This is a genomic window from Pseudomonas sp. Irchel s3a12, assembly GCF_900187485.1.
GTDB classification, from domain to species: Bacteria; Pseudomonadota; Gammaproteobacteria; order Pseudomonadales; family Pseudomonadaceae; genus Aquipseudomonas; species Aquipseudomonas neuropathica.
In genome coordinates, this window is record NZ_FYDN01000019.1 from 52,413 (window position 1) to 73,509 (window position 21,097).

The following is a 21,097-nucleotide window of genomic DNA, read 5'->3' on the forward strand; positions in this document are numbered from 1 at the left end:
TACTGACGCCCTTTTTCCCACACCTGTTTTGGAAACATCGATGAGCACCTTGCTGGCCCTGGACACCGCGACTGAAGCTTGCTCCGTTGCCTTGCTGCATGACGGCAAGGTCACGAGCCATTACGAGGTGATCCCGCGCCTGCACGCGCAGAAACTGCTGCCGATGATCCAGCAACTTCTGGCCGACGCTGGCACCACGTTGCAAGCGGTCGATGCGATTGCCTTCGGTCGTGGGCCTGGCGCGTTCACTGGCGTGCGGATCGCCATTGGTGTGGTGCAGGGGCTGGCGTTCGCGCTGGATCGCCCGGTGCTGCCGGTGTCCAACCTTGCAGTATTGGCCCAGCGTGCGCTGCGCGAGCATGGCGTGAGCCAGGTCGCGGCGGCCATCGATGCGCGGATGGATGAAGTGTATTGGGGCTGCTACCGCGAGACGGCGGGGGAGATGCGTCTGGTCGGTGCCGAAGCGGTGTTGCCACCAGAAGTTGCTGCGCTGCCGGCCGATGCCAGTGGCGACTGGTTCGGTGCTGGCACCGGTTGGGGTTATGCCGAGCGCATCGCGGTCAATCTGACAGGCTCCGACGCCGGCATGCTGCCCCACGCCGAAGACTTGCTGACCTTGGCGCGCTTCGCTTGGGAGCGCGGCGAATCGATTCCGGCGGATGACGCGCAACCGGTTTACCTGCGCGACAAAGTCGCCACCCCCAAGGCTCGTTGAGCCTTTAAAAAGATCGCAGCCTTCGGCAGCTCCTACAAGGATCGCATTCCAAATGTAGGAGCTGCCGAAGGCTGCGATCTTTTGATCTTCTGAAGCCAATCGTCAGTTTCTAACCCCTCGCTTTAAACCTTTTGCGCTTTATGTGTTCTAGTTATCACTCGGCAGTTTGCTAAGTCGGTCAAGTGCCGCTAAATTGCCATCATTGATACCGAGCATGAAATTATGCGTATAGACGGCCTTTCCTCTCAGTCCTACCCCATCAAGCGCAAGCCTCGCAAAGGCCATGTGATCGTGGATGAGTCCGTCGATGACATCGACGGTGAGCTGGAATTTCCGACTGAAGAGCAACTGGCTGCCCGTGCTGCCGCCAAAGCCGCCGCGCAACGCCTGAGCAATCTGCCCGCCCGCCAACAAGACATGATTTACCACCGCGCCATGAGCAAAAGCGTAGCGATGGCCCTCGCCAGCTACCTGAGCACCGCCGGTTTTGTCGATTGGGATGCAGACGTGCTGGGCCTCGATCTGTATATCTGATGGATCTGCCTTACTACCTCGGTTGTCCGTCCTGGAGCGAAAACGCCTGGCGCGAGTATCTGTACCCGGTAGACGCCAAAACCTCCGATTTCCTCGGTCTCTATTCCCAAGTGTTCAACGCCGTTGAAGGCAACACGACCTTCTACGCCAGCCCGTCGCCCGCCACGGTGCAGCGTTGGGCCGAGGTCATGCCCGAGCACTTTCGCTTCACCGCCAAATTCCCCGGCGACATCAGCCACAGCGGTGACCTGCGCGAGCAACTGACCGCCGCCGAAACATTTCTGCAATTACTCAAACCCCTCGGTGAGCGCGTCTCGCCGATGTGGCTGCAATTGTCGAAAAGCTTCACGCCGCATCGACTGCCGGAACTGGCGGGGTTTATTGATGCGCTAGATTGCCCGTTGGCGGTGGAAGTGCGCCATGAACAGTTCTTCGCCAAGGGCGAGAGTGAACGTCTGCTCAATCGCCTGCTGCTGGATCGTGGCGTTGAGCGCATCTGCCTCGACCCGCGTGCGCTGTTCAGTTGCCTGTCGACTGAATCTTCGGTAATCCACGCGCAATCGAAAAAGCCACGCGTGCCGACGCGCCCGGCGGCGTTCACCCAGTTCCCGCAAGTGCGCTTCATTGGCCATCCGGAACTGAAAGCCAACGACCCGTTCCTAGTGCCGTGGGTGGCGAAAATCGCCGAGTGGATCGAAGAGGGCCGCACGCCTTACATCTTCCTGCACACCGCCGATAACCTGCTGGCGGCGAAGCTGGCGCAACGTTTTCACGCACAACTGATGCAACGTTTGCCTGGCCTGCCAGCGCTGCCTGCGCTATACAGAGAACCCGCCGCGGAGCAACTTGGCCTGCTCTGAAGCGGATTTTTTTCTGCCCAGGAGCCTGCCGATGGATGCCCAAGCCCGTAAAGCCCACGCCTTCAAAGCCCTGCATGACCAATCGGGGATTTTCGTCATTCCTAATCCGTGGGATGCGGGCTCGGCAAAAATGCTCGCCAGTCTCGGCTATCAGGCCTTGGCGACCACCAGTGCCGGTTATGCGTTTTCCCAAGGCAAGGCCGACGGCGTGTTAAGCCTTGATGAGACCTTGGCCAATGTCCGCGCGATTGTCGCCGCCACCGATTTGCCGGTAGCGGTGGATCTGGAAAACGGTTTCGCCGATGACCCGGCTGAATGCGCCAAGAGTCTGCTGCGTGCTGCCGAGGCCGGCGCTGTTGGTGGTTCGATCGAAGACGCCACGGGCCGCGCGGATGCGCCAATCTATTGCTTCGAACACGCTGTGGCGCGCATCGAAGCCGCTGTCGCTGCGGTGCGCACGCTACCCTTTCCCTTCATCCTCACCGCGCGGGCGGAAAACTACCTGCACGGTCATCCCGATCTCAACGACACCATTCGCCGCCTGCAGGCCTTCGCCGAGGCAGGGGCCGACGTGTTGTATGCGCCAGGTTTGCGCAACGCCGAAGAAGTGCTGGCAGTGGTGCGTGCAGTGGCGCCAAAACCGGTCAATGTGCTGATGTCCGGCGGTTTGAAACTGACCGTGCAGGAGCTGCAAGAAATGGGCGTGCGGCGCATCAGTACCGGTTCGGCACTGGCGTTGGCGGCGTTCGGCGAATTCTTCCGTGCCGCTGAAGAAATCCAGCAATCCGGCACTTTCGGGTTTACCTCGCAGTCGATGCCGTACGCCAAAGCCAATCAATTCTTCAAAGGCTGAGCATGGGGCGGTGGATCGCACTGACCGTGTTGCTGATCACTGGCGGCGCGTTGATCAGTGTGTGGCGCGGTTGGCTGGACGTGCCGCCGTCATGGAATCCATGGGCGCCACTGGATGTAAAAGCCGCGCCCAACTGGCTGACCGGCTACAAGCTGATGCGTTTGCGCAGTGATCCTGAACTCTGTGCCCAGGCGTTGAACAGCTCTGATCTGCGGGTCATGCGGCAAGCCGACAGTCCCGACGCCAAGTGCCCGCTGATCGGTGCCTTGCGCGTACAGGGCGGTGAGGTGGCGTTGAGCAGCAGTTTCCTCGCCAGTTGTCCGCTGGCGGTGGCCTACGCGATGTTTGAACAGCACACGCTGCGACCTGCTGCACAATCCGTTTACGGGCAAAAGGTCGCGCGGATTGATCACCTCGGCAGCTTCGCCTGTCGCAATGTCTACAACCGCGAAAGCGGCGCGCTCAGTCGCCACGCCAGTGCCGATGCGCTGGATATTGCCGGTTTTCGTCTGACCGATGGTCGCAGCATCAGCGTGCTCAAGGACTGGCCGAAGCAAAATCAGGACGCGCAGTTTCTGCGTCAGGTGCGCGATGGCGCCTGCGAGGCGTTCAGTGTTGTCTTGGGGCCGGATTACAACACCGCCCACCGCAATCACTTTCATGTCGATGTCGGACGCTGGAGCGTGTGTCGCTGAGGCTTAGGCGGCGAGGCGCAGGTTCTGCAGAACGATCGGGCGCGCCCAACCGTTATCAAAGTCCAGTGCTTTCTGTTGCTCGACGATTTCTTCCGGCGGGAACGGCGGGTAAGGCTTCTGCAGCAGATCCAGATCGAACTCGGCAATCGGCAGGTAAAGCGGTTTCTTCTGCGGGGCCGGGCCAGGCTCTGGAACGGGCTGACCATTGTTGATCACCACCGGGCGAACCCAACTGCTGTCGAAATCCTGCTGCGCCTGCTGAGCTTGCAGTTCTTCTGGCGGGAATGGCGGGAACGGCTTGTCCAGCAGTTCCATTTCGAATTCAGCGATTGGCAGGAACAGCGGCTCTGGCGGACGCACTTCGGTTTCCACCACATCGCACTCGCGCTGGCTGACGATGTGCGCGTGCAGCTCGCTGCCGATGGTCGGTTCTTCCGGGCTGCTCAGGTCAACCGGCGGAAATGTACCGCAGGCAGGCACCACTTCACTCGTCTGTTCGGCCATCGCTTGGGCAAAGAAATCCTGCCACAGGTGACTGACGCCGCTCAGTGCTTGAGTGTTGTGACGGCTAAAGTCGCCATGGGGCGAGATGTAGCCAATCGATGTGGGAAGAATGCCTGACATTTTTTTCGGTTGACGCTCAGCTCTGGCAAAATGCGCGTTGAATGAATTATCGGCGGTATTTGCCGATCCTTGAATTTTTGAGCGTGTTTTCCATGATCGAGCAACCCGCGGCCTGCCGCATCCATGTCCAGGCCCTCGGCCCGACGTTTGAAGCGCAAGCCGAGCAGTGGGCCGAACGCCTTGGTCTGCCGCGTGACGTGCCGGACGGCGAGTTCGCCTTGCAGGTCGGCGAGCAGGGTTTGCAACTGCAACAGCTCGGCCCGGACGCACCGGGGCCGGTGCGGGTCGACTTTGTTGAGGGTGGCGCGGCGCATCGTCGGCTATACGGCGGCGGCAGCGGGCAGATGATCGCCAAGGCTGTCGGCATCGCTCAGGGCGTGCGCCCACGGGTGCTGGATGCCACGGCGGGGTTGGGCAAGGATGCGTTTGTGCTGGCGAGTCTCGGTTGCGAGATGAGCCTGATCGAGCGCCAGCCGCTGATTGGCGCGCTGCTGGAGGATGGCCTGGCGCGGGGCGCGGAAGATTTCGATGTCGCGCCGATCGTGGCGCGGATGAAATTGCTCAAGGGCAACTCCATTGAAGTCATGCAGAACTGGGAGGGTGAGGCGCCGCAGGTGATCTACCTCGACCCGATGTTTCCGCACCGAGAGAAGACCGCGCTGGTGAAAAAGGAGATGCGTCTGTTCCGGCCGCTGGTGGGCGATGATCCGGATGCGCCGGCGTTGCTCGAAGCCGCGTTGGCACTGGCGACGCACCGGGTGGTGGTCAAGCGACCGCGCAAGGCGCCGTGCATTGCGGGGCCGAAGCCGAGTCATGCGCTGGATGGCAAATCGAGCCGCTATGACATTTATCCGAAGAAAGCGCTCAAGGCTTGATACCGAGTCGCGCTCATCGCTGGCAAGCCAGCTCCCACAAGGATTTGGGTGTGATCACAAATCGTGTACACACCACCAAACCCTGTGGGAGCTGGCTTGCCAGCGATGGCGTCAGTGCCGACACCGCAGAAATCAGGCTTTGTACGCCCGCATAAACAACCCCACCACTTCCTGCACATGGCTTTCCGCTGCCTCTTCAGTCAACGGCTCCCCACAGCCATACAACAGCCGAAAATTCCCCGCACCCTTGATCAGGCAAAAGAAATGCTCAGCAGCATTGCGCGGCAGATCAATGCTCAGCGCGCCTGTCTCGTGAATGCGCGTCAACAGCCGTTCCATGCCCTGCACCATGCGCTGCGGACCCGCCTCGAAGAAGATCAGCGACAGCTTCGGATCCTGACTGCCGAGCGCCATGATCAAACGGTGCAGATTCACCGATTCATCGCTGTTGATCAGGTGATGAAAGCCTCGCGCAATGTTCAGCAACACATTTTCCACGGCGATGCCTTCGGGCAATTCGAAGAACAGCGGCGGTAATTGCTCCTCGCATTTGGCCACCACGGCAGCGGAGAACAGCGTCTCCTTGTCGTTGAAATGGCTGTAGACCGTCAGCTTCGACACGCCGGCCTCGCTTGCGACCGCGTCCATGCTGGTGTTGGCGTAGCCATGACTCAGAAACAGAATTTTCGCCGCGTCGAGGATCGCTTGGCGCTTGGCCAGATCCTTGGGGCGGCCCGGGCCGTTTGGAGCTGAAAGATTGTTCGACATTCTTCGCTTTTAATACTGGACTGGTGAGTTTGCTATTAATAACATACCCGCCAGTATAATTATTCCAAGCACCATTAGCGAAAGGTCCGTCACCATGTTCCGCCATGCGTTGTCCCTCGCGTTGCCAGTGAGTCTGGCGTTCCTTTTGTCAGCATGCGGTCAGGAAGAGGCGACGCAAGTCGCCGTGCGACCAGCCATGGTGGTGCAGCCAGAGCCTTCGGCACAGGCGATGGAAAGTTATCCGGGCGAGGTGCGCGCCCGTTATGAACCGGATCTGGCATTCCGCATTGGCGGCAAAGTCAGCCGACGACTGGTCGATGAAGGTCAGCGCGTGAAGGCTGATCAGCCACTCGCCGAACTCGATCCGCAGGACGTGCGCCTGCAACTGGAAGCCACTCGCGCCCAGGTGGCTGCCGCCGAAGCCAATCTCAATCTGGTCCGCGCCGAACGTGATCGCTACAAGACCCTGATGGATCGGCAGATGGTCAGCCGCTCGGCCTACGACAACGCCGAAAACCTTTACCGCTCCGGTGAGGCCCGTCTCAAACAAATCAAAGCTGAATTCAACGTTTCGACCAATCAGGCCAGTTACGCCGTGTTGCGTGCGCCGCAGGATGGCGTGGTGGCCAAGCGTTCGGTCGAGGTAGGGCAGGTGGTTGCCGCCGGGCAAACGGTGTTTACCCTTGCCACTGATGGCGAGCGCGAAGTACTGATCAGCCTGCCGGAGCAGAGCTTCGGGCGCTTCAAGGTCGGTCAGCCTGTGACCGTCGAACTGTGGACGCAACAGAACCAGCGCTTCGCCGGGCAAATCCGCGAACTGTCGCCCGCCGCCGATCCACGCTCGCGCACTTTCGCTGCGCGCATTTCTTTCGTGAGCGGCAAAGTCCCGGCCGAACTGGGCCAGAGCGCCCGAGTGTTCGTGCAATCGGCCGACAGCGTTTCCCTGTCGGTGCCGCTCTCGGCACTCACCGCCGAAAACGACGCGACCTACGTCTGGGTCGTCAGCGCCAATAACACCTTGAAGAAAACCCCGGTGCGTATCGGCCCGTTCGGCGAGAAAACCGTGCCGGTGCTCGAAGGCTTGAACGCCAGTGACTGGGTGGTGGCTGCTGGCGTGCATGTGTTGCTCGAAGGGCAGCAGGTGCGTCCGGTGGATCGCTCCAATCGCGTCGTCAATCTGGCGAACAAGGAGTAAGTCCCGATGCGCTTCAACCTTTCTGAATGGGCGCTGCGTAATCGCCAGATCGTACTGTTCCTGATGCTTTTGCTGGCCATCGTCGGTGCGTTGTCCTACACCAAACTCGGCCAGAGTGAAGACCCGCCGTTCACGTTCAAAGCCATGGTGATTCAAACCCGTTGGCCGGGGGCGACCGCGCAGGAAGTCTCGCGGCAGGTCACCGAGCGTATTGAAAAGAAACTGATGGAAACCGGCGAGTACGAGCGCATCGTGTCGTTCTCGCGCCCCGGCGAATCGCAGGTCACGTTCATTGCCCGCGACTCGATGCATTCCAAGCAAATCCCCGACCTCTGGTATCAGGTGCGCAAGAAGGTCAGTGATATTCGCCAGACCTTGCCGCCGGATATTCAGGGGCCGTTTTTCAACGATGAGTTCGGCACCACGTTCGGCAATATCTATGCGCTGACCGGGGACGGTTTCGATTACGCGGTGCTCAAGGATTACGCCGATCGCATCCAGATCCAGCTGCAACGGGTCAAGGATGTCGGCAAGGTCGACCTGCTCGGTTTGCAGGACGAGAAAATCTGGGTCGAGCTGTCCAACGTCAAGCTGGCGACCCTTGGCTTGCCGCTGTCGGCGGTGCAACAAGCGCTGCAAGAGCAGAACGCGGTGTCCACCGCCGGGTTCTTTGAAACCGGTAGCGAGCGTCTGCAACTGCGGGTCTCGGGGAATTTTCAGACGGTCGATGAGATAAAAAACTTCCCGATCCGCGTCGGCGATCGTACGTTCCGCATCTCCGATGTCGCCGACGTGCGTCGCGGTTTCAACGATCCACCGGCGCCGCGTATGCGCTTCATGGGCGAAGATGCGATTGGTCTCGCGGTGGCGATGAAGGATGGCGGCGACATTCTGGTGCTCGGCAAGGCGCTGGAAGGCGAGTTCTCGCGCATCCAGAAAAACCTCCCGGCCGGCATGCAATTGCGTAAGGTTTCCGATCAGCCGGCGGCGGTGAAAACCGGGGTCGGCGAGTTCGTCCAGGTGCTGGTCGAGGCACTGGCGATTGTCTTGCTGGTGAGCTTCTTCTCCCTCGGCGTGCGCACCGGCATGGTCGTGGCGCTGACCATTCCGCTGGTGCTGGCGATGACCTTCGCCTGCATGTATTACTTCGGCATCGGCCTGCACAAGATCTCCCTTGGCGCGTTGGTGCTGGCGTTGGGCTTGCTGGTGGATGACGCGATCATCGCCGTGGAAATGATGGCGATCAAAATGGAGCAGGGCTTTGACCGTATCCGCGCGGCGAGCTATGCCTGGACCAGCACCGCGTTCCCTATGCTCACCGGTACTTTGATCACCGCCGCCGGGTTTCTGCCGATTGCCACGGCGCAATCCGGCACTGGCGAATACACACGTTCGATCTTCCAGGTGGTGACCATCGCCTTGCTCGCGTCTTGGGTCGCGGCGGTGATGTTCGTACCGTATCTGGGGGAAAAACTCCTGCCGGATCTGGCGAAAATCCATGCGGCCAAACACGGTACCGCCGATGGTCAGGCTGATCCGTATGGCACGCCGTTTTATCAGCGCGTTCGGCGCTTGGTGGAGTGGTGCGTGTCGCACCGCAAGACCGTGATCGTGCTGACGGTGGGGCTGTTTATCGCCTCTGTGATGTTGTTCCGTTTCGTCCCGCAGCAGTTTTTCCCGGCCTCGAATCGACTGGAGTTGATGGTTGATCTGAAACTGGCTGAAGGCGCGTCGTTGGCCAATACCACTGGCGAGGTCAAACGTCTGGAGGCGATGCTCAAGGGTCACGCCGGTATTGATAATTATGTGGCGTATGTCGGCACCGGATCGCCGCGTTTTTATCTGCCTTTGGATCAACAGTTGCCGGCGGCCAGTTTTGCGCAGTTTGTGGTGTTGGCGAAAACCATTGAGGAGCGTGAAGCGCTGCGCAGTTGGTTGATCGAGACGCTTAACGAGCAATTCCCGGCCCTGCGTTCGCGGGTTACGCGTCTGGAGAACGGTCCTCCGGTTGGCTATCCGGTGCAGTTCCGCGTCACCGGTGAACATATCGAAGAAGTCCGGGCGTTGGCGCGCAAGGTCGCGGCCAAGGTTCGCGAGAATCCGCATGTGGTCAATGTGCATCTGGATTGGGAAGAACCGAGCAAGGTCGTGTACCTGAACATCGATCAGGATCGCGCGCGAGCATTGGGTGTAAGCACGGCCAATCTGGCGAAATTCCTGCAGAGTTCGTTGACCGGGTCGAGTGTCAGTCAGTATCGCGAAGACAACGAATTGATCGAGATTCTGCTGCGCGGCACGGTGCATGAGCGCACTGAATTGTCCTTGTTGCCGAGTCTGGCGGTGCCGACGGACAACGGCCGCAGTGTGGCGTTGTCGCAGATTGCCACGCTGGAATACGGCTTTGAGGAGGGGATTATCTGGCATCGTAATCGCCTGCCGAACGTGACCGTGCGCGCGGATATTTATGGCAAGGAGCAGCCGGCGACGTTGGTGAAGCAGATCATGCCGACGCTGGATTCGATTCGCGCCGAGTTGCCCGATGGTTATCTGTTGGATGTCGGCGGTACGGTGGAGGATTCCGAGCGTGGGCAGAAGTCGGTGAATGCCGGGGTGCCGATGTTCATCGTGGTGGTGCTGACCTTGCTGATGGTGCAGTTACGCAGTTTTTCGCGCACGGTGATGGTGTTTTTGACGGCGCCGCTGGGGTTGATCGGGGTGACGCTGTTTTTGATGGTGTTCCGCCAGCCGTTCGGGTTTGTGGCGATGCTGGGGACGATTGCGTTGTCCGGGATGATCATGCGTAATTCGGTGATTCTGGTGGATCAGATCGAGCAGGATATTGCCTCGGGGCTTAAGCCTTGGCAGGCGATTATCGAGGCTACGGTTCGACGCTTCAGGCCGATTGTGTTGACGGCGCTGGCGGCGGTGCTGGCGATGATTCCGTTGTCGCGGAGTGTGTTTTTCGGGCCGATGGCGGTGGCGATCATGGGCGGGTTGATTGTTGCTACTGCGCTGACGCTGTTGTTTTTGCCGGCGTTGTATGCGGCTTGGTTCCGGGTGCGTAAGGACGCTTGATTCTTTTGTGACGTGGCGGCCTTCGGGCCGACCATGTGCTTGGGGTTTTGGGTGAATATCCGTTTTTGTGGGTGCTGCCGCTGGCGGTTTCGCCCTTACGGCGAGTCACCTTTTCCAAACGCCGAAAAGGTAACCCAAAAGGCTTTGCCCTGACGTTCGGCCCGCTCGCTGGGGCTCGGGGTTCCTTCGCTCCGGGATCGATCCGGGGGCATCGCCTACGGTTTGCTTCGCTGCACCTCCTCTCGATGTGTTCGACTTCGTCGAACGGTCGCTGCGCTCCCACCCCCGGATCAATCCCTCCACTCAGCCTGCCGACGGGCCTTCAGATCAAGATCAAAAGCTGCAGCCGAGCTAACGCTCATCCTGTTGAGTGGTGAGGAGCAGAAGCGGTCTGCTCTTGCTCTTCTGTAGGAGTGAGCCTGCTCGCGATGACGGCCCGCCAGCTGTCCAGTTTCTCTCTGCATGGACTCCTTCCAACCTGTGGGAGCCAGCCTGCTGGCGATGACGATCGGACAGGCAAAATTGTTTAACCGTGTTGCGAAAACACAGAACCTTCCCACAAGGTTTTCAGGTTGTCCGTCGGAAGCGCGATCTCTAGGCTAGGTCTGTCGCTGCAAAAATCAGCGACCGGGTTTCGCAGCCCGGTTAAACTTCAGACGCACAGCGTCCACCATCCGAAAGCGGGCGCTTTTTTATGCCTGTGTCATGGCGGTTGTGCGCGGGATACCTTCGGGTATGCCGGGTGCCTGAAGTCCCGGTCTGCGAACCTGCGTACAGCTGCCACCTAACTTTCGTTTCGCAGCGAACGGTGGCGGCTCCACTACTTCAGGAGATTTCGCCATGTTCAAACCCACACCAAATCCCCCCAAAGCCGTCAGCCATCCCAGCACAATTTTCACCGTCCTTCCCGAAGTCGATTCCGAAACATTACTCGCTCACGCCTGTGAAACCCTGGCGTCAGCCAACATCATGGCCAGCGAACTGGCGTTCACCCTGAATGGCCCGACGTGTAGTCAGCTTCTGGGTATTCAGCAGATGATTTCCCTCGCTGAGCTGTCGGTGAATCGCGTCCTCGATCAAGTCGATCCGCAAAACTGACGCCCACAAAAAAGCCCGCTGAACCGGTAAAGGTCAGCGGGCTTTTTGTCGTTCAGCACATTACAACGTGCCGAACACCTTCTTCGCCAGACTGGTCGCCGCAGCGGCCGGGTTCTGGCGGATGGTTTCTTCCTGTTTGCCGATCATCTCGAACAAGCCATTCAGCGCTTGCTCGGTCACGTAGTTTTCAACGTTGGCGCTCTTCGCATCGACAACGCCAAACGCAGCAGCCTGACCAGCGAACGAGTTGTACTTCTGTGCTACGCCAACCTTGTCGGTCGCCTGTTTGACGATCGGCAGGAACTTGGCGCGGATCTGTTCGCGGCTGGATTTGTCGAGGTATTGCGTGGCCGAGTCCTTGCCGCCGCTGAGGATGCCTTTGGCGTCTGCCACGCTCATTTTCTTCACGGCGTCGACGAGGATGGGCTGGGCTTGAGTTACAGCGCTTTCCGCCGCTTTGTTCATCGCGGTTTCCAGTTCTTCAACCTGAGCGCCCATGCCGAAGGCTTTCATCTTGCTCGCGGCCTTGCCGAGTTTGCCCGGCAGCTCGATCTTCACGTCGGGGTTGTTGCTGAAGCCGCCGGGTGTACCCAGTTGCTTGACGGCGATTTGCGCGCCTTGGGTCAGGGCATCCTTGAGGCCGCCGGTGGCGTCTTTTTGCGACAGGTCACTGAGCGACAGGGCCAGCGCGCTGGCGGAGATCATCAGGCCTGCGCACAGGCCAGCGAAGCGAAGGGTAGGGCGGAGCATGGCGGCTTCCTTGTTGCGGAAAAGGGTTGCGGAAAATGAATTAACGAACGGCGTCGACGCGGATTTTCAGCGGCTGCGGGTCGTTGCCGTCGAGTTGCACGGCGTGGTTTTCGGTGGTGATGAACATCAACTCACCGTTGACTTCAATGCGCGCGCTGACCGAGTAACGGTGGCCAGGTTTGATCTGCGCTGGATCGTAGCTCAAGTGGAAGGGCAGTGGCACCTGGCCTTTGACCGGACCTTTTTGCTCGTCCAGTACTACGGCTGGCGCATCGGCCAACGAAACGTCTTGCAGGCTGACGCTGAGGGTCGCGCTCGGAGGCAGGGCGATGCGCTGCAGGTAGAACACTTCACCGTCGAGGCCTACCTTGCCGGCAGGTGTGGTCGACTGGCAGGCGCTGAGCAGTGTAGCGGCGGCGAGCAGAGTCAGTTTTTTCATGGTGTTCTCCATTCAATTGTAGGAGCGAGCCTGCTCGCGATAGCGGTTTAGCATTCAACATTTCAGTTGTCTGACACTCCGTCTTCGCGAGCAAACTCACTCCCACCAGGTTTGCATCAGGTCTCGGGTTGGGCGACGACCTGATCGGCAGCATCCTCACTGCGATGCAGCGCGACCTGGCGAATCGACAAGCGAATTTCCGCCGGCAATACGCGTTTGGCTGCACCTTCGGCGAGCTCGCCAAGCAGTTCGTGATAACTCAGTTTGCCGGCCTCGTCGCGGCGCAGCACGTCGAGGTCGAGCATTGTCTGGATGAAGTGACGGAACAGGCTCTTGTCGAAGAACTCCGGGGCGTTGAGGCCGTGGAGGATCGACAGGCGCTGGGCCATGACCGTGCAGAGATCTTCCAGCTCTTCGGCGCTGATGCTGTTCTGGCCGCTGTTGAGCAGCAAGGACACGGTCATGTAGAAACGCTGCAAGGTCTGGGCGATGCTCTTCGACAGTAGCGTCAGCAGCACGAAATGCCGCGAACTTGGCGCCGGACGCAGATAGACGTCTTTCTCGAAACGCAACAGGCCTTGTTCTACGAACGCTTCCAGCCACTGATCGACCACACCGTCCAGTTCGTCCAGCGTCCAGCGAATGAACAGCTCCGATTGCAGGTACGGATACAGCGCGCGGGTGTAGCGCAGGATCTGTTCGCGGCTCATGCGCGAAGCGCTCTGGAAGAAGCTCGCCAGCAGTGCAGGCAACGCGAAGATGTGCAGCACGTTGTTGCGGTAGTAGGTCATCAGGACGGCATTCTGCTCGTCCAGATAGAGAATTTTGCCCAAGGCATCGTTCTGCTCGGCGAGCAGGTCCATGTCTTTCACATGCTCGATCAGCGCACGGCCGTCGCCTTCCGGCAGCGTGGTGTGCGGCGAATACGGGACTTTGCGCAGCAGCGCCAGGTACAGATCCAGTACTCGCGCCATGGCGCGATCGTCCAGCGCCAGACGTGTGGTCGACAGCAGCGCCAGCGCCACCAGGTTGACCGGGTTGATCGCCGCCGCTTCGTTCAAATGCTGCGCGACTTTTTCGCCGAGGCGATTGGTGGTTTCGTTGAGCCACGCTGGTTTGTACTGCGGGCCGAGTTCCTGCTGGCGCCAGTCCGGTTGCTCGGCGTCGAGGAATTCTGCGAGTTTGATCGGCTCACCGAAGTTGACGGCGACCTGACCGAAACGCTGCTTGAGCGCGCCGATGACTTTGAAAATGTCGAAGATCGATTCTTTCTTCTTGCTCGCGCCGCGTAGTTCGCCGAGATAGGTACGACCTTCCAGCACGCGCTCATAGCCGATGTACACCGGCACAAACACGATCGGCATGCGCGACGAACGCAGGAAGCTGCGCATGGTGATCGCGAGCATGCCGGTTTTTGGTTGCAGCATGCGCCCGGTGCGCGAGCGGCCGCCCTCGACGAAGTACTCGACCGGGAAGCCTTTGGTGAACAGCGTGTGCAGATATTCGTTGAACACCGAGGTGTACAGCGGATTGCCCTTGAACGTGCGACGCATGAAGAACGCACCGCCACGGCGCAGCAGGCTGCCGATCACCGGCATGTTCAGATTGATCCCGGCGGCGATGTGCGGCGGGGTCAGGCCGTTGCGAAACAGCAAATACGAGAGCAGCAGGTAGTCGATGTGGCTGCGGTGGCACGGCACGTAGATCACTTCGTGACCCTGGGCGACCTTTTGCACGCCTTCGATGTGGTTGACCTTGATGCCGTCGTAGATCTTGTTCCAGAACCAGCTCAACACCACTTCAAGGAAGCGGATCGCCGTGTAGGTGTAGTCCGAGGCAATCTCGTTGCCGTAGCGCAAGGCCTGGGCCTTGGCTTTTTCCGCGGAGATGTTTTCGCGCTCGGCTTCGTCGAGGATTGCTTGCTTGACCAATGGCTGGTTGAGCAGGCCTTTGACCAGGTTGCGACGGTGCGAAATGTCCGGGCCGATGACCGCTGCTTTCAGGTTACGGAAGTGTACGCGCAGGATGCGCTGGGCCATGCGCACGGTGCGTTCGTGGCCCTTGTTGTGCTCGATCAGCTCGCGCAGGTGAATCGGTGCGGAGAACTGCACGCGGGTTTTGCGCCCGAGGACGATGATGCTCAGCAGCCGACGTAAACGCCCGGTGACCGCCCAGCTGTCGGCGAACAACAATTTCCAAGGACTGTTTTCGCTGTCCGGCGACTGGCCCCAGAACACGCTGACCGGAATGATCTGCGCGTCTTCAGCAGCGTTCTGCGTCAGTGCGCTGACAAGGCGAGTCAGGGTCGGCGGTGCGCCGCGCTTGTCCTGGCGACCGAGCCAGTCCGGATCCGGCGTCAGGTAGAAAAACGCCGCCGGTTCGATCAGCGAACCCACCGACACCGGCAGCACCGGACGCGGCAGGCCGGCCTTGGTGCACTCGGTATCGACCACGGCCAGATCGGTCAGCGAAGGGTTTTGCAGGACGTAGAACACCGGACGACTGCGGTCGAGGTTGAGGGTGAGCGACGACTGGTTGATCGTCTCCGAGCGAACCCAGAGGTACAACAGTCGGCGCAAGGTGCCAAACACTAGACGGCGGAACGGGGAACGGGTCATACGGCTTCTGCGTGAGTGGATAAACCGAGCGGTTGCTCGGGAGGGCGACAGTTTGCCGTATTCACCGAAAATCGGCAAAAAAGCGGCGAAGTAATCTCCTGTTGAGACTTTCCGCACCTGTCATATACTCGGCGGTCTGTCGCCGGGGGCCTTTTATGGACGTCGGACGCAGGCTGACGTTCCGCAAAGGCTTTCCTGCGAAAAGCCTGTCCAATAATAAAAAAGGAGTATGAACAGATGGCAACACGCGAAACCGGCAACGTGAAGTGGTTCAACGACGCCAAGGGCTACGGCTTTATCCAGCGCGAAGACGGGGTAGACGTGTTCGTGCACTACCGCGCGATTCGCGGCGAAGGGCATCGGTCGCTGACTGAAGGCCAGCAGGTTGAATACGCAGTGATTACTGGCGAGAAGGGTTTGCAGGCTGAGGATGTTGTAGGCCTGTAATGATCGTTCCCACGCTCTGCGTGGGAATGCCTCAACGGACGCTCCGCGTTCGCTTTGGGACGCAGAGCGTCCCGGACTGCATTCCCACGCGGAGCGTGGGAACGATCAAAGATCGCAGCCTTCGGCAGCTCCTACAGCTGTACACATAACCCTGTAAGAGCTGCCGAAGGCTCGGGCCGCGATCGGACGATCTTTTGCTTTTAAGCGGTTTTCCAGGTGATTTCTTCTTCACCGTCTGCGCTGATACGCATCCAGCGATCCGCCGTCTCTTCACCTTCTTCTTCAACCCACGTCCCCGGCGCGCAACGCACTTCCACGTTCAGCGCAGCAAACGCGGCGCGGGCGCAGGCGATGTCGTCGTCCCATGGGGTCTGGTCGCTTTCGAGGTACAGGCTGTTCCACTTGCCCACGGCTTTCGGCAGCCAGGTCACCGGCACGTTGCCGGCCTTGCATTTGTAGGTCTGGCCTTTCTGTACCCAGTCACTGCACGGGCCCAACGCTTCGCCCAGCCAGGCCGAAATGGCCTTGTGGTCGACGTCGGCGTCTTTCAGGTAAATCTCGATGTCCGGTTGGCGCATGGATGTCCTCACTGCGGGTCTGAAAAATCCATTCGCGGATTTAGCCGGCCCCGGGCACTCGCCCGAGACCAAAAGTTATTGAAGAACGAAATAATCGTAGCGCATCGACACGGTGGTCACGAACGGCTCAGCCTGTTCGATCACCGCCGCACGACGCTCGGCACTGGCGCGCCAGCCGTGAGGTGTCATCGCCAACAGGTTGGCGCGATCCTCGGGCTTGTCCAGCGTCAGCTTGAATTCCAGGGTTTCACTGTGCGCCAGCGTCATGCCTTCCGGCACCAGGGCCAGATGCTTGTCGTCGGTGTATTCGCGCACTTCGTCATAAAGACGTTCGCGCAACTCCATCAGGTGGCCGCTGGTCGGGCCGACTTTCATCAGACCGCCGCCGACACTGAGCAGCCGCTTGGCTTCTTCCCAGTCCAGAGGACTGAAAACGCTGGCGAGAAACTGGCAACTGCCCGACGCCAACGGCACGCGGGCCATGCTGGCGATCAACCAAGTGATCGCCGGATTACGCTTGCAGGCACGTTTGACCGCTTCGCGGGAAATGTCCAGTGCGTAGCCGTCAGCGTTCGGCAAGGCCTCGGCGATCTGCGCGGTGTAGTAACCCTCGCCACAACCGATATCGACCCAGCGATCTGGCGCATAACTCGCCGCCAGCTCGGCCAGACGCTTGGCCACCGGCGCGTAATGCCCTGCGTTCAAGAAGTCCCGGCGTGCTTCGACCATGGCCTGGTTGTCGCCAGGGTCGCGGCTGTTTTTGTGCTGCACCGGCAACAGGTTCAGGTAACCCTGGCGCGCACGGTCGAAGCGATGGCCGGCGGGGCAGACCACGCCGTTGTCCACCGCATTCAGCGGTTCACTGCAGATGGGGCAAGCGAGCATCAGGCGAGCAACTTGATCAGGGTCTGGTAGTAGATCTCGGTCAGTACGTCGAGATCGGCTGCCAGTACGCGTTCGTTGACCTGGTGGATGGTCGCGTTGACCGGGCCCAGTTCAACCACTTGCGTGCCCATGGTCGCGATGAAACGGCCGTCGGACGTTCCGCCGCTGGTGGACGCTTTAGTCTCGCGACCGGTGATGTCCTTGATGCTCGCCGACACCGCGTCGAGCAGTGCGCCTGGTTCGGTGAGGAACGGCAGGCCGGACAGTGCCCAGTCGATGTGCCAGTCCAGATCGTGCTTGTCGAGAATATCGGCCACGCGTTTCTGCAGGCCTTCGACGGTCGATTCGGTGGAGAAGCGGAAGTTGAATACCGCCACCAGATCCCCCGGAATCACGTTGGTCGCGCCGGTGCCGGAGTTGACGTTGGAGATCTGGAAACTGGTCGGCGGGAAGAAATCGTTGCCGTGATCCCAGTGCTCGGCGGCCAGTTCGGCCAGCGCCGGAGCGGCGAGGTGGATCGGATTCTTCGCCAGGTGCGGATAGGCGACGTGACCCTGAATGCCTTTGACCGTGAGCTTGGCGCCCAGCGAGCCACGACGGCCGTTTTTCACCACGTCGCCAACCAGGGTGGTGCTCGACGGTTCGCCGACGATGCACCAGTCCAGACGCTCGTTACGTGCAGCCAGACGCTCGACCACAGCCTTGGTGCCGTGGTGCGCCGGGCCTTCTTCGTCGCTGGTGATCAGGAACGCGACCTTGCCCTTGTGGTTCGGGTAGTCAGCGACAAAGCGCTCGGCGGCGACGGTCATCGACGCCAGGCTGCCTTTCATGTCCGCCGCGCCACGGCCGCAGAGCATGCCGTGTTCGTCGATCAGCGCGTTGAACGGGTCGATCTGCCACGCCGTGACCGGGCCGGTCGGCACCACGTCGGTGTGGCCGGCGAAGCACAGCACCGGGCCGTCGTTGTTGCCGTGGGTCGCCCAGAAGTTATCCACATCTTCGATGCGCATCGGCTCGAGGCTGAAACCGGCATCGCCCAGGCGCTGCATCATCTGCTTCTGGCAATCGGCGTCGACCGGCGTCACGGACGGACGGCGGATCAGGTCGATGGCGAGTTGGAGGGTCGGCGAAAGGTCGGCGTGGGCCGTCATGTAATAACTCCGGGTGCGCACGGTAAACCTGTAGGAGCTGCCGCAGGCTGCGATCTTTTGATTTTGTTTTTTAAAATCAACAGCAAGATCAAAAGATCGCAGCCTTCGGCAGCTCCTACCGAGTTTGTTGGCATTGAAAAAGGCGGTCATTCTAAAGCAAAACGGCGGCCCGAAGGCCGCCGTTTGACGTATCCGTTACTGATTATGCTGTTGCCGGCTCAGGCGTCGTGGCCGGTTTAGGCAGCGACGACAGGAACGCCATGATCAGCGCCGCCAGATACGGCAGCGACTGCACCAGCAACATCACCACCCAGAAACGCATGTCGTTGCTCGGCATGCCGTTGACCAGGAAGATCCCCAGCGCCGCGCCCCACAACAGCAGCATGATGAACAGCTCTTCGCGCGCTTCGGAAATCGCCACCCAGAAACCATGGTTGTCGGCGTTTTTCGGCGTGCGGAAGAACGGAATGCTGCTGGTGAAGAAACCGTACAACACCGCTTTGGCGATGGTGTGCGACAACGCCAGCCCGGCCAGTGCCGCGCAAAACGCATCTTTCAGGTTCACGCCGACCGCGCGACGGTAGAGGAAGATGATCTTGCCGACCTTGAACACGAACAGCGCCAGTGGCGGGATCGCGAAGATCAGCAGCGGCGGATCGACCCGTTGCGGCACGATGATCATTGCCGCCGACCACAACAGCGCGCCGACGGTGAAGAAGATGTTCATGCCGTCCGCGACCCACGGCAACCAGCCCGCGAGGAAGTGGTAACGCTGGCCACGGGTCAGCTCGGTGTCCTTGCCACGCAGCAGACTGCCGGTGTGGCGTTTGATGATCTGAATCGCACCGTAGGCCCAGCGGAAACGCTGTTTCTTGAAGTCGATAAACGTATCCGGCATCAGGCCCTTGCCGTAGCTGTCGTGGTAATACGCCGCCGACAAGCCTTTTTCGAACACGCGCAGACCGAGTTCGGCGTCTTCACAGATGCACCAGTCGGCCCAGCCCAATTCTTCCAGCACCGAGCGGCGGGTCATGGTCATGGTGCCGTGCTGGATGATTGCGTCACGGTCGTTACGAGTGACCATGCCGATATGGAAGAAGCCTTTGTATTCGGCGTAGCAGAGCTTCTTGAAGGTGCTTTCGTTCTGATCGCGGTAATCCTGCGGCGACTGCACCACGGCGATTTTCGGGTCAGCGAAGTGCGGCACCATGTGCTTGAGCCAGTTCGGATGCACGCAGTAATCGGAGTCGATCACCGCGATCACTTCGGCATCCTTGGCGGTGTGCGGAATCAGGTAGTTCAGCGCGCCACCCTTGAAACCGGCCAGGGGCGAGACGTGGAAGAACTTGAAGCGCGGACCGAGGGTTGCGCAGTAGTCGCGCACCGGTTCCCACACCGCCGGGTCCTTGGTGTTGTTGTCGATGATCAGGACTTCGTAGTCCGGATAATCGAGGGCGGCGAGGGCGTCGAGGGTCTGTTTGACCATGTCCGGCGGCTCGTTGTAGCACGGCACATGGATCGAGACTTTCGGGCGATAGCTGGAGTCGCCCTCGACCGGCAGGAACTCACGCCGCCGCTTGTGAATCCAAACCGCTTCGGCCAGTTCATGGGCTTCCGTCAGCAAGACGATAAACACTCCGAGCGCACCCAGTGCCAAGAGGAAGCCGACCGTCAAACTGAACCACGTGCTGTATTGCAGGCTGTAGTCGTAACCGATCCACACCAGCACCGAACCACAGAGGAAGGCGATAAAGGTCAGGAAGATCCGCCCACGCTGACGCAGCGCCGAGCCGTCGATCATCAGCAGGGTCAGCGACAGCAACGCCAATACCACCGAACCGACTGCCAGCACTCGCCATTGCGGGATCGCGACCACCGGGCCTTCGAAGTTGAATTTCTGCTGACGCGCAGCGTTGAACACGCCCCAGTACGCGCCGACCGAGCCTTCGTCGCTGGCCTTCCACGGCTGGTCAAACGCTTCGATCACGAAGTAGTTGAAGCCTTGGCGGTTGAGCTTGTTGACCAGTGTGCGCAGGTAGATCGCCTGATCCGCCGGCGACGCATCGGCGCCACCGCGCATGCGACCGTTGCTCGGCCAGCCGACTTCGGAGAGCAGCAGCGGTTTTTTCGGGAACATCTTTTTCAGATCGCGGGCGCGGTCGAAAACGAACTGCCCGGCCTTGTCGACCGGGATGAATTCCCAGTACGGCAGAACGTGCGCAGCGATCAGGTCAACGTGCTTGGCCAGTTCCGGGTGTTCTTCCCAGACGTGCCATTGCTCGGAGGTGGTCACCGGCACTTTCACCGCCGCGCGCACGCGATCGAGCAGCACGCTCAGCTCTTGGGCGGTGATTTCCTTGCGGAAGATCGCTTCGTTACCGACCACCACGCGAACCACGCTGCGTGAAGTGTTGGCCAGTTCGATGGCTCGGGTGATTTCCCGTTCGTTGCGTTCCTGATCGGGGCTGATCCAGATCCCCAATGTCACGCGCAGGCCGAATTCTTCAGCCAGTTTCGGGATGTCTTGCAACGAGCCGTCGACCGAGTAGATGCGGATGTTGTCCGTCAGCTTGCTCATGATCTCCAGGTCGCGGCGCATCTCTTCGTCAGACGGATATTGATCCTTCTGGGGGTATTGGCCCTGCTGGAATGGCGAATAGGAGAAACCGGAGATCTGCTCCGGCCAGTTCGGCGCGGAAACCGGACGATTGATCAGCGCCCAGAAACCGGTGAACAGGGCGGCGATTGCCAGAACCACCACCAGGTTGAGTCCAAATTTACGCGATGACATAGCTATTTCGGGTTCCAAAGGCTGTGGAACGGAGGATCGGTCGGCTATACGCCCGAGGGGCGCGCATCCTACACCGGCAGTTCGCAAGTCGTACATCAGACAGGGAAATGCCCGACATTGGGCAGCCGACTTTGACTTAAGTTCTT

At 60.1% G+C, this 21,097-nt stretch carries 19 protein-coding genes; 10 read left to right on the plus strand and 9 right to left on the minus strand.

Annotation, left to right across the window (positions count from 1 at the left end):
• The first annotated feature begins 40 nt into the window (after nucleotides 1-40).
• From tsaB to CKW14_RS26645, 5 genes are all read left to right on the plus strand, one after another.
• The gene (gene tsaB / locus CKW14_RS26625) at nucleotides 41-715 is read left to right on the plus strand and encodes a tRNA (adenosine(37)-N6)-threonylcarbamoyltransferase complex dimerization subunit type 1 TsaB (RefSeq protein ID WP_095050380.1); all 675 of its coding nucleotides are present in this window, start codon (nucleotides 41-43) and stop codon (nucleotides 713-715) included.
• A gap of 222 nt (nucleotides 716-937) precedes the next feature.
• Complete coding sequence (locus tag CKW14_RS26630; protein WP_095050381.1) at nucleotides 938-1,249, plus strand: hypothetical protein; 312 nt, start codon at nucleotides 938-940, stop codon at nucleotides 1,247-1,249.
• Nucleotides 1,249-2,109 carry a DUF72 domain-containing protein gene (locus CKW14_RS26635; protein ID WP_095126477.1) on the plus strand — a complete coding sequence of 287 codons (861 nt, stop codon included), beginning with the start codon at nucleotides 1,249-1,251 and terminating at the stop codon, nucleotides 2,107-2,109. Before CKW14_RS26630 ends, CKW14_RS26635 begins: the two co-directional genes overlap by 1 nt.
• Nucleotides 2,110-2,140: 31 nt before the next feature.
• The gene (locus tag CKW14_RS26640) at nucleotides 2,141-2,962 is read left to right on the plus strand and encodes an oxaloacetate decarboxylase (RefSeq protein ID WP_095126478.1); all 822 of its coding nucleotides are present in this window, start codon (nucleotides 2,141-2,143) and stop codon (nucleotides 2,960-2,962) included.
• A gap of 2 nt (nucleotides 2,963-2,964) precedes the next feature.
• Nucleotides 2,965-3,657: an extensin family protein gene (locus tag CKW14_RS26645; protein WP_095126479.1), complete on the plus strand. Its 693-nt coding sequence runs from the start codon at nucleotides 2,965-2,967 to the stop codon at nucleotides 3,655-3,657.
• A gap of 3 nt (nucleotides 3,658-3,660) precedes the next feature.
• Here the strand turns inward: CKW14_RS26645 and CKW14_RS26650 are convergent, their stop codons facing one another.
• Nucleotides 3,661-4,281 carry an energy transducer TonB gene (locus CKW14_RS26650; RefSeq protein ID WP_093436665.1) on the minus strand — a complete coding sequence of 207 codons (621 nt, stop codon included), beginning with the start codon at nucleotides 4,279-4,281 and terminating at the stop codon, nucleotides 3,661-3,663.
• A 92-nt stretch (nucleotides 4,282-4,373) separates the two neighbouring features.
• Here CKW14_RS26650 and CKW14_RS26655 point away from each other — a divergent pair, with 92 nt between their 5' ends.
• Complete coding sequence (locus tag CKW14_RS26655) at nucleotides 4,374-5,156, plus strand: class I SAM-dependent methyltransferase (protein WP_095050449.1); 783 nt, start codon at nucleotides 4,374-4,376, stop codon at nucleotides 5,154-5,156.
• 132 nt (nucleotides 5,157-5,288) lie between these two features.
• On the opposite strand, the gene CKW14_RS26660 is transcribed toward CKW14_RS26655, so the two are convergent.
• Nucleotides 5,289-5,924, minus strand: coding sequence for a TetR/AcrR family transcriptional regulator (locus tag CKW14_RS26660; protein WP_007908881.1), 636 nt, complete (start codon nucleotides 5,922-5,924; stop codon nucleotides 5,289-5,291).
• Nucleotides 5,925-6,018: 94 nt separating this feature from the next.
• Between CKW14_RS26660 and CKW14_RS26665 the strand changes: the two genes are divergently transcribed.
• The 3 genes from CKW14_RS26665 (at nucleotide 6,019) to CKW14_RS26675 (ending at nucleotide 11,292) form a co-directional block, all read left to right on the plus strand.
• Complete coding sequence (locus CKW14_RS26665; RefSeq protein ID WP_095126480.1) at nucleotides 6,019-7,119, plus strand: efflux RND transporter periplasmic adaptor subunit; 1,101 nt, start codon at nucleotides 6,019-6,021, stop codon at nucleotides 7,117-7,119.
• A 6-nt stretch (nucleotides 7,120-7,125) separates the two neighbouring features.
• On the plus strand, nucleotides 7,126-10,194 hold the full coding sequence (locus CKW14_RS26670; RefSeq protein ID WP_095050386.1) for an efflux RND transporter permease subunit: 3,069 nt from the start codon (nucleotides 7,126-7,128) through the stop codon (nucleotides 10,192-10,194).
• An 840-nt stretch (nucleotides 10,195-11,034) separates the two neighbouring features.
• On the plus strand, nucleotides 11,035-11,292 hold the full coding sequence (locus CKW14_RS26675; protein ID WP_095050387.1) for a DUF6124 family protein: 258 nt from the start codon (nucleotides 11,035-11,037) through the stop codon (nucleotides 11,290-11,292).
• Nucleotides 11,293-11,352: 60 nt separating this feature from the next.
• Here CKW14_RS26675 and CKW14_RS26680 read toward each other — a convergent pair whose 3' ends face one another.
• From CKW14_RS26680 to plsB, 3 genes are all read right to left on the minus strand, one after another.
• Complete coding sequence (locus CKW14_RS26680; RefSeq protein WP_007908873.1) at nucleotides 11,353-12,042, minus strand: DUF4197 domain-containing protein; 690 nt, start codon at nucleotides 12,040-12,042, stop codon at nucleotides 11,353-11,355.
• Between the two features lie 40 nt (nucleotides 12,043-12,082).
• Complete coding sequence (locus CKW14_RS26685) at nucleotides 12,083-12,481, minus strand: YbaY family lipoprotein (protein WP_093436640.1); 399 nt, start codon at nucleotides 12,479-12,481, stop codon at nucleotides 12,083-12,085.
• Nucleotides 12,482-12,597: 116 nt separating this feature from the next.
• Nucleotides 12,598-15,099 carry a glycerol-3-phosphate 1-O-acyltransferase PlsB gene (gene plsB / locus CKW14_RS26690; protein ID WP_095050388.1) on the minus strand — a complete coding sequence of 834 codons (2,502 nt, stop codon included), beginning with the start codon at nucleotides 15,097-15,099 and terminating at the stop codon, nucleotides 12,598-12,600.
• A 237-nt stretch (nucleotides 15,100-15,336) separates the two neighbouring features.
• Here plsB and CKW14_RS26695 point away from each other — a divergent pair, with 237 nt between their 5' ends.
• Nucleotides 15,337-15,546, plus strand: coding sequence for a cold-shock protein (locus tag CKW14_RS26695; RefSeq protein WP_007908870.1), 210 nt, complete (start codon nucleotides 15,337-15,339; stop codon nucleotides 15,544-15,546).
• A 200-nt stretch (nucleotides 15,547-15,746) separates the two neighbouring features.
• On the opposite strand, the gene CKW14_RS26700 is transcribed toward CKW14_RS26695, so the two are convergent.
• The 4 genes from CKW14_RS26700 to CKW14_RS26715 all read right to left on the minus strand — a co-directional run bounded on the left by CKW14_RS26700 (nucleotide 15,747) and on the right by CKW14_RS26715 (nucleotide 20,951).
• Nucleotides 15,747-16,124, minus strand: coding sequence for a hypothetical protein (locus CKW14_RS26700; RefSeq protein ID WP_064120729.1), 378 nt, complete (start codon nucleotides 16,122-16,124; stop codon nucleotides 15,747-15,749).
• 75 nt (nucleotides 16,125-16,199) lie between these two features.
• Entirely contained in the window at nucleotides 16,200-17,009 is an 810-nt protein-coding gene (locus tag CKW14_RS26705; protein ID WP_095126481.1) for a putative RNA methyltransferase, read from the minus strand.
• The gene (gene dapE, locus CKW14_RS26710) at nucleotides 17,009-18,160 is read right to left on the minus strand and encodes a succinyl-diaminopimelate desuccinylase (RefSeq protein WP_095050390.1); all 1,152 of its coding nucleotides are present in this window, start codon (nucleotides 18,158-18,160) and stop codon (nucleotides 17,009-17,011) included. Before dapE ends, CKW14_RS26705 begins: the two co-directional genes overlap by 1 nt.
• A 202-nt stretch (nucleotides 18,161-18,362) precedes the next feature.
• Complete coding sequence (locus tag CKW14_RS26715; RefSeq protein ID WP_095126482.1) at nucleotides 18,363-20,951, minus strand: glycosyltransferase; 2,589 nt, start codon at nucleotides 20,949-20,951, stop codon at nucleotides 18,363-18,365.
• Nucleotides 20,952-21,097: the final 146 nt, after the last annotated feature.

What these genes read in the sequence shown, in the direction of transcription:
- tsaB (WP_095050380.1), top strand. Translation starts at nt 41, where the DNA reads ATGAGCACCTTGCTGGCCCTGGACACCGCGACTGAAGCTTGCTCCGTT.
- CKW14_RS26630 (WP_095050381.1), top strand. Translation starts at nt 938, where the DNA reads ATGCGTATAGACGGCCTTTCCTCTCAGTCCTACCCCATCAAGCGCAAG.
- CKW14_RS26635 (WP_095126477.1), top strand. Translation starts at nt 1,249, where the DNA reads ATGGATCTGCCTTACTACCTCGGTTGTCCGTCCTGGAGCGAAAACGCC.
- CKW14_RS26640 (WP_095126478.1), top strand. Translation starts at nt 2,141, where the DNA reads ATGGATGCCCAAGCCCGTAAAGCCCACGCCTTCAAAGCCCTGCATGAC.
- CKW14_RS26645 (WP_095126479.1), top strand. Translation starts at nt 2,965, where the DNA reads ATGGGGCGGTGGATCGCACTGACCGTGTTGCTGATCACTGGCGGCGCG.
- CKW14_RS26650 (WP_093436665.1), bottom strand. Translation starts at nt 4,281, where the DNA reads ATGTCAGGCATTCTTCCCACATCGATTGGCTACATCTCGCCCCATGGC.
- CKW14_RS26655 (WP_095050449.1), top strand. Translation starts at nt 4,374, where the DNA reads ATGATCGAGCAACCCGCGGCCTGCCGCATCCATGTCCAGGCCCTCGGC.
- CKW14_RS26660 (WP_007908881.1), bottom strand. Translation starts at nt 5,924, where the DNA reads ATGTCGAACAATCTTTCAGCTCCAAACGGCCCGGGCCGCCCCAAGGAT.
- CKW14_RS26665 (WP_095126480.1), top strand. Translation starts at nt 6,019, where the DNA reads ATGTTCCGCCATGCGTTGTCCCTCGCGTTGCCAGTGAGTCTGGCGTTC.
- CKW14_RS26670 (WP_095050386.1), top strand. Translation starts at nt 7,126, where the DNA reads ATGCGCTTCAACCTTTCTGAATGGGCGCTGCGTAATCGCCAGATCGTA.
- CKW14_RS26675 (WP_095050387.1), top strand. Translation starts at nt 11,035, where the DNA reads ATGTTCAAACCCACACCAAATCCCCCCAAAGCCGTCAGCCATCCCAGC.
- CKW14_RS26680 (WP_007908873.1), bottom strand. Translation starts at nt 12,042, where the DNA reads ATGCTCCGCCCTACCCTTCGCTTCGCTGGCCTGTGCGCAGGCCTGATG.
- CKW14_RS26685 (WP_093436640.1), bottom strand. Translation starts at nt 12,481, where the DNA reads ATGAAAAAACTGACTCTGCTCGCCGCCGCTACACTGCTCAGCGCCTGC.
- plsB (WP_095050388.1), bottom strand. Translation starts at nt 15,099, where the DNA reads ATGACCCGTTCCCCGTTCCGCCGTCTAGTGTTTGGCACCTTGCGCCGA.
- CKW14_RS26695 (WP_007908870.1), top strand. Translation starts at nt 15,337, where the DNA reads ATGGCAACACGCGAAACCGGCAACGTGAAGTGGTTCAACGACGCCAAG.
- CKW14_RS26700 (WP_064120729.1), bottom strand. Translation starts at nt 16,124, where the DNA reads ATGCGCCAACCGGACATCGAGATTTACCTGAAAGACGCCGACGTCGAC.
- CKW14_RS26705 (WP_095126481.1), bottom strand. Translation starts at nt 17,009, where the DNA reads ATGCTCGCTTGCCCCATCTGCAGTGAACCGCTGAATGCGGTGGACAAC.
- dapE (WP_095050390.1), bottom strand. Translation starts at nt 18,160, where the DNA reads ATGACGGCCCACGCCGACCTTTCGCCGACCCTCCAACTCGCCATCGAC.
- CKW14_RS26715 (WP_095126482.1), bottom strand. Translation starts at nt 20,951, where the DNA reads ATGTCATCGCGTAAATTTGGACTCAACCTGGTGGTGGTTCTGGCAATC.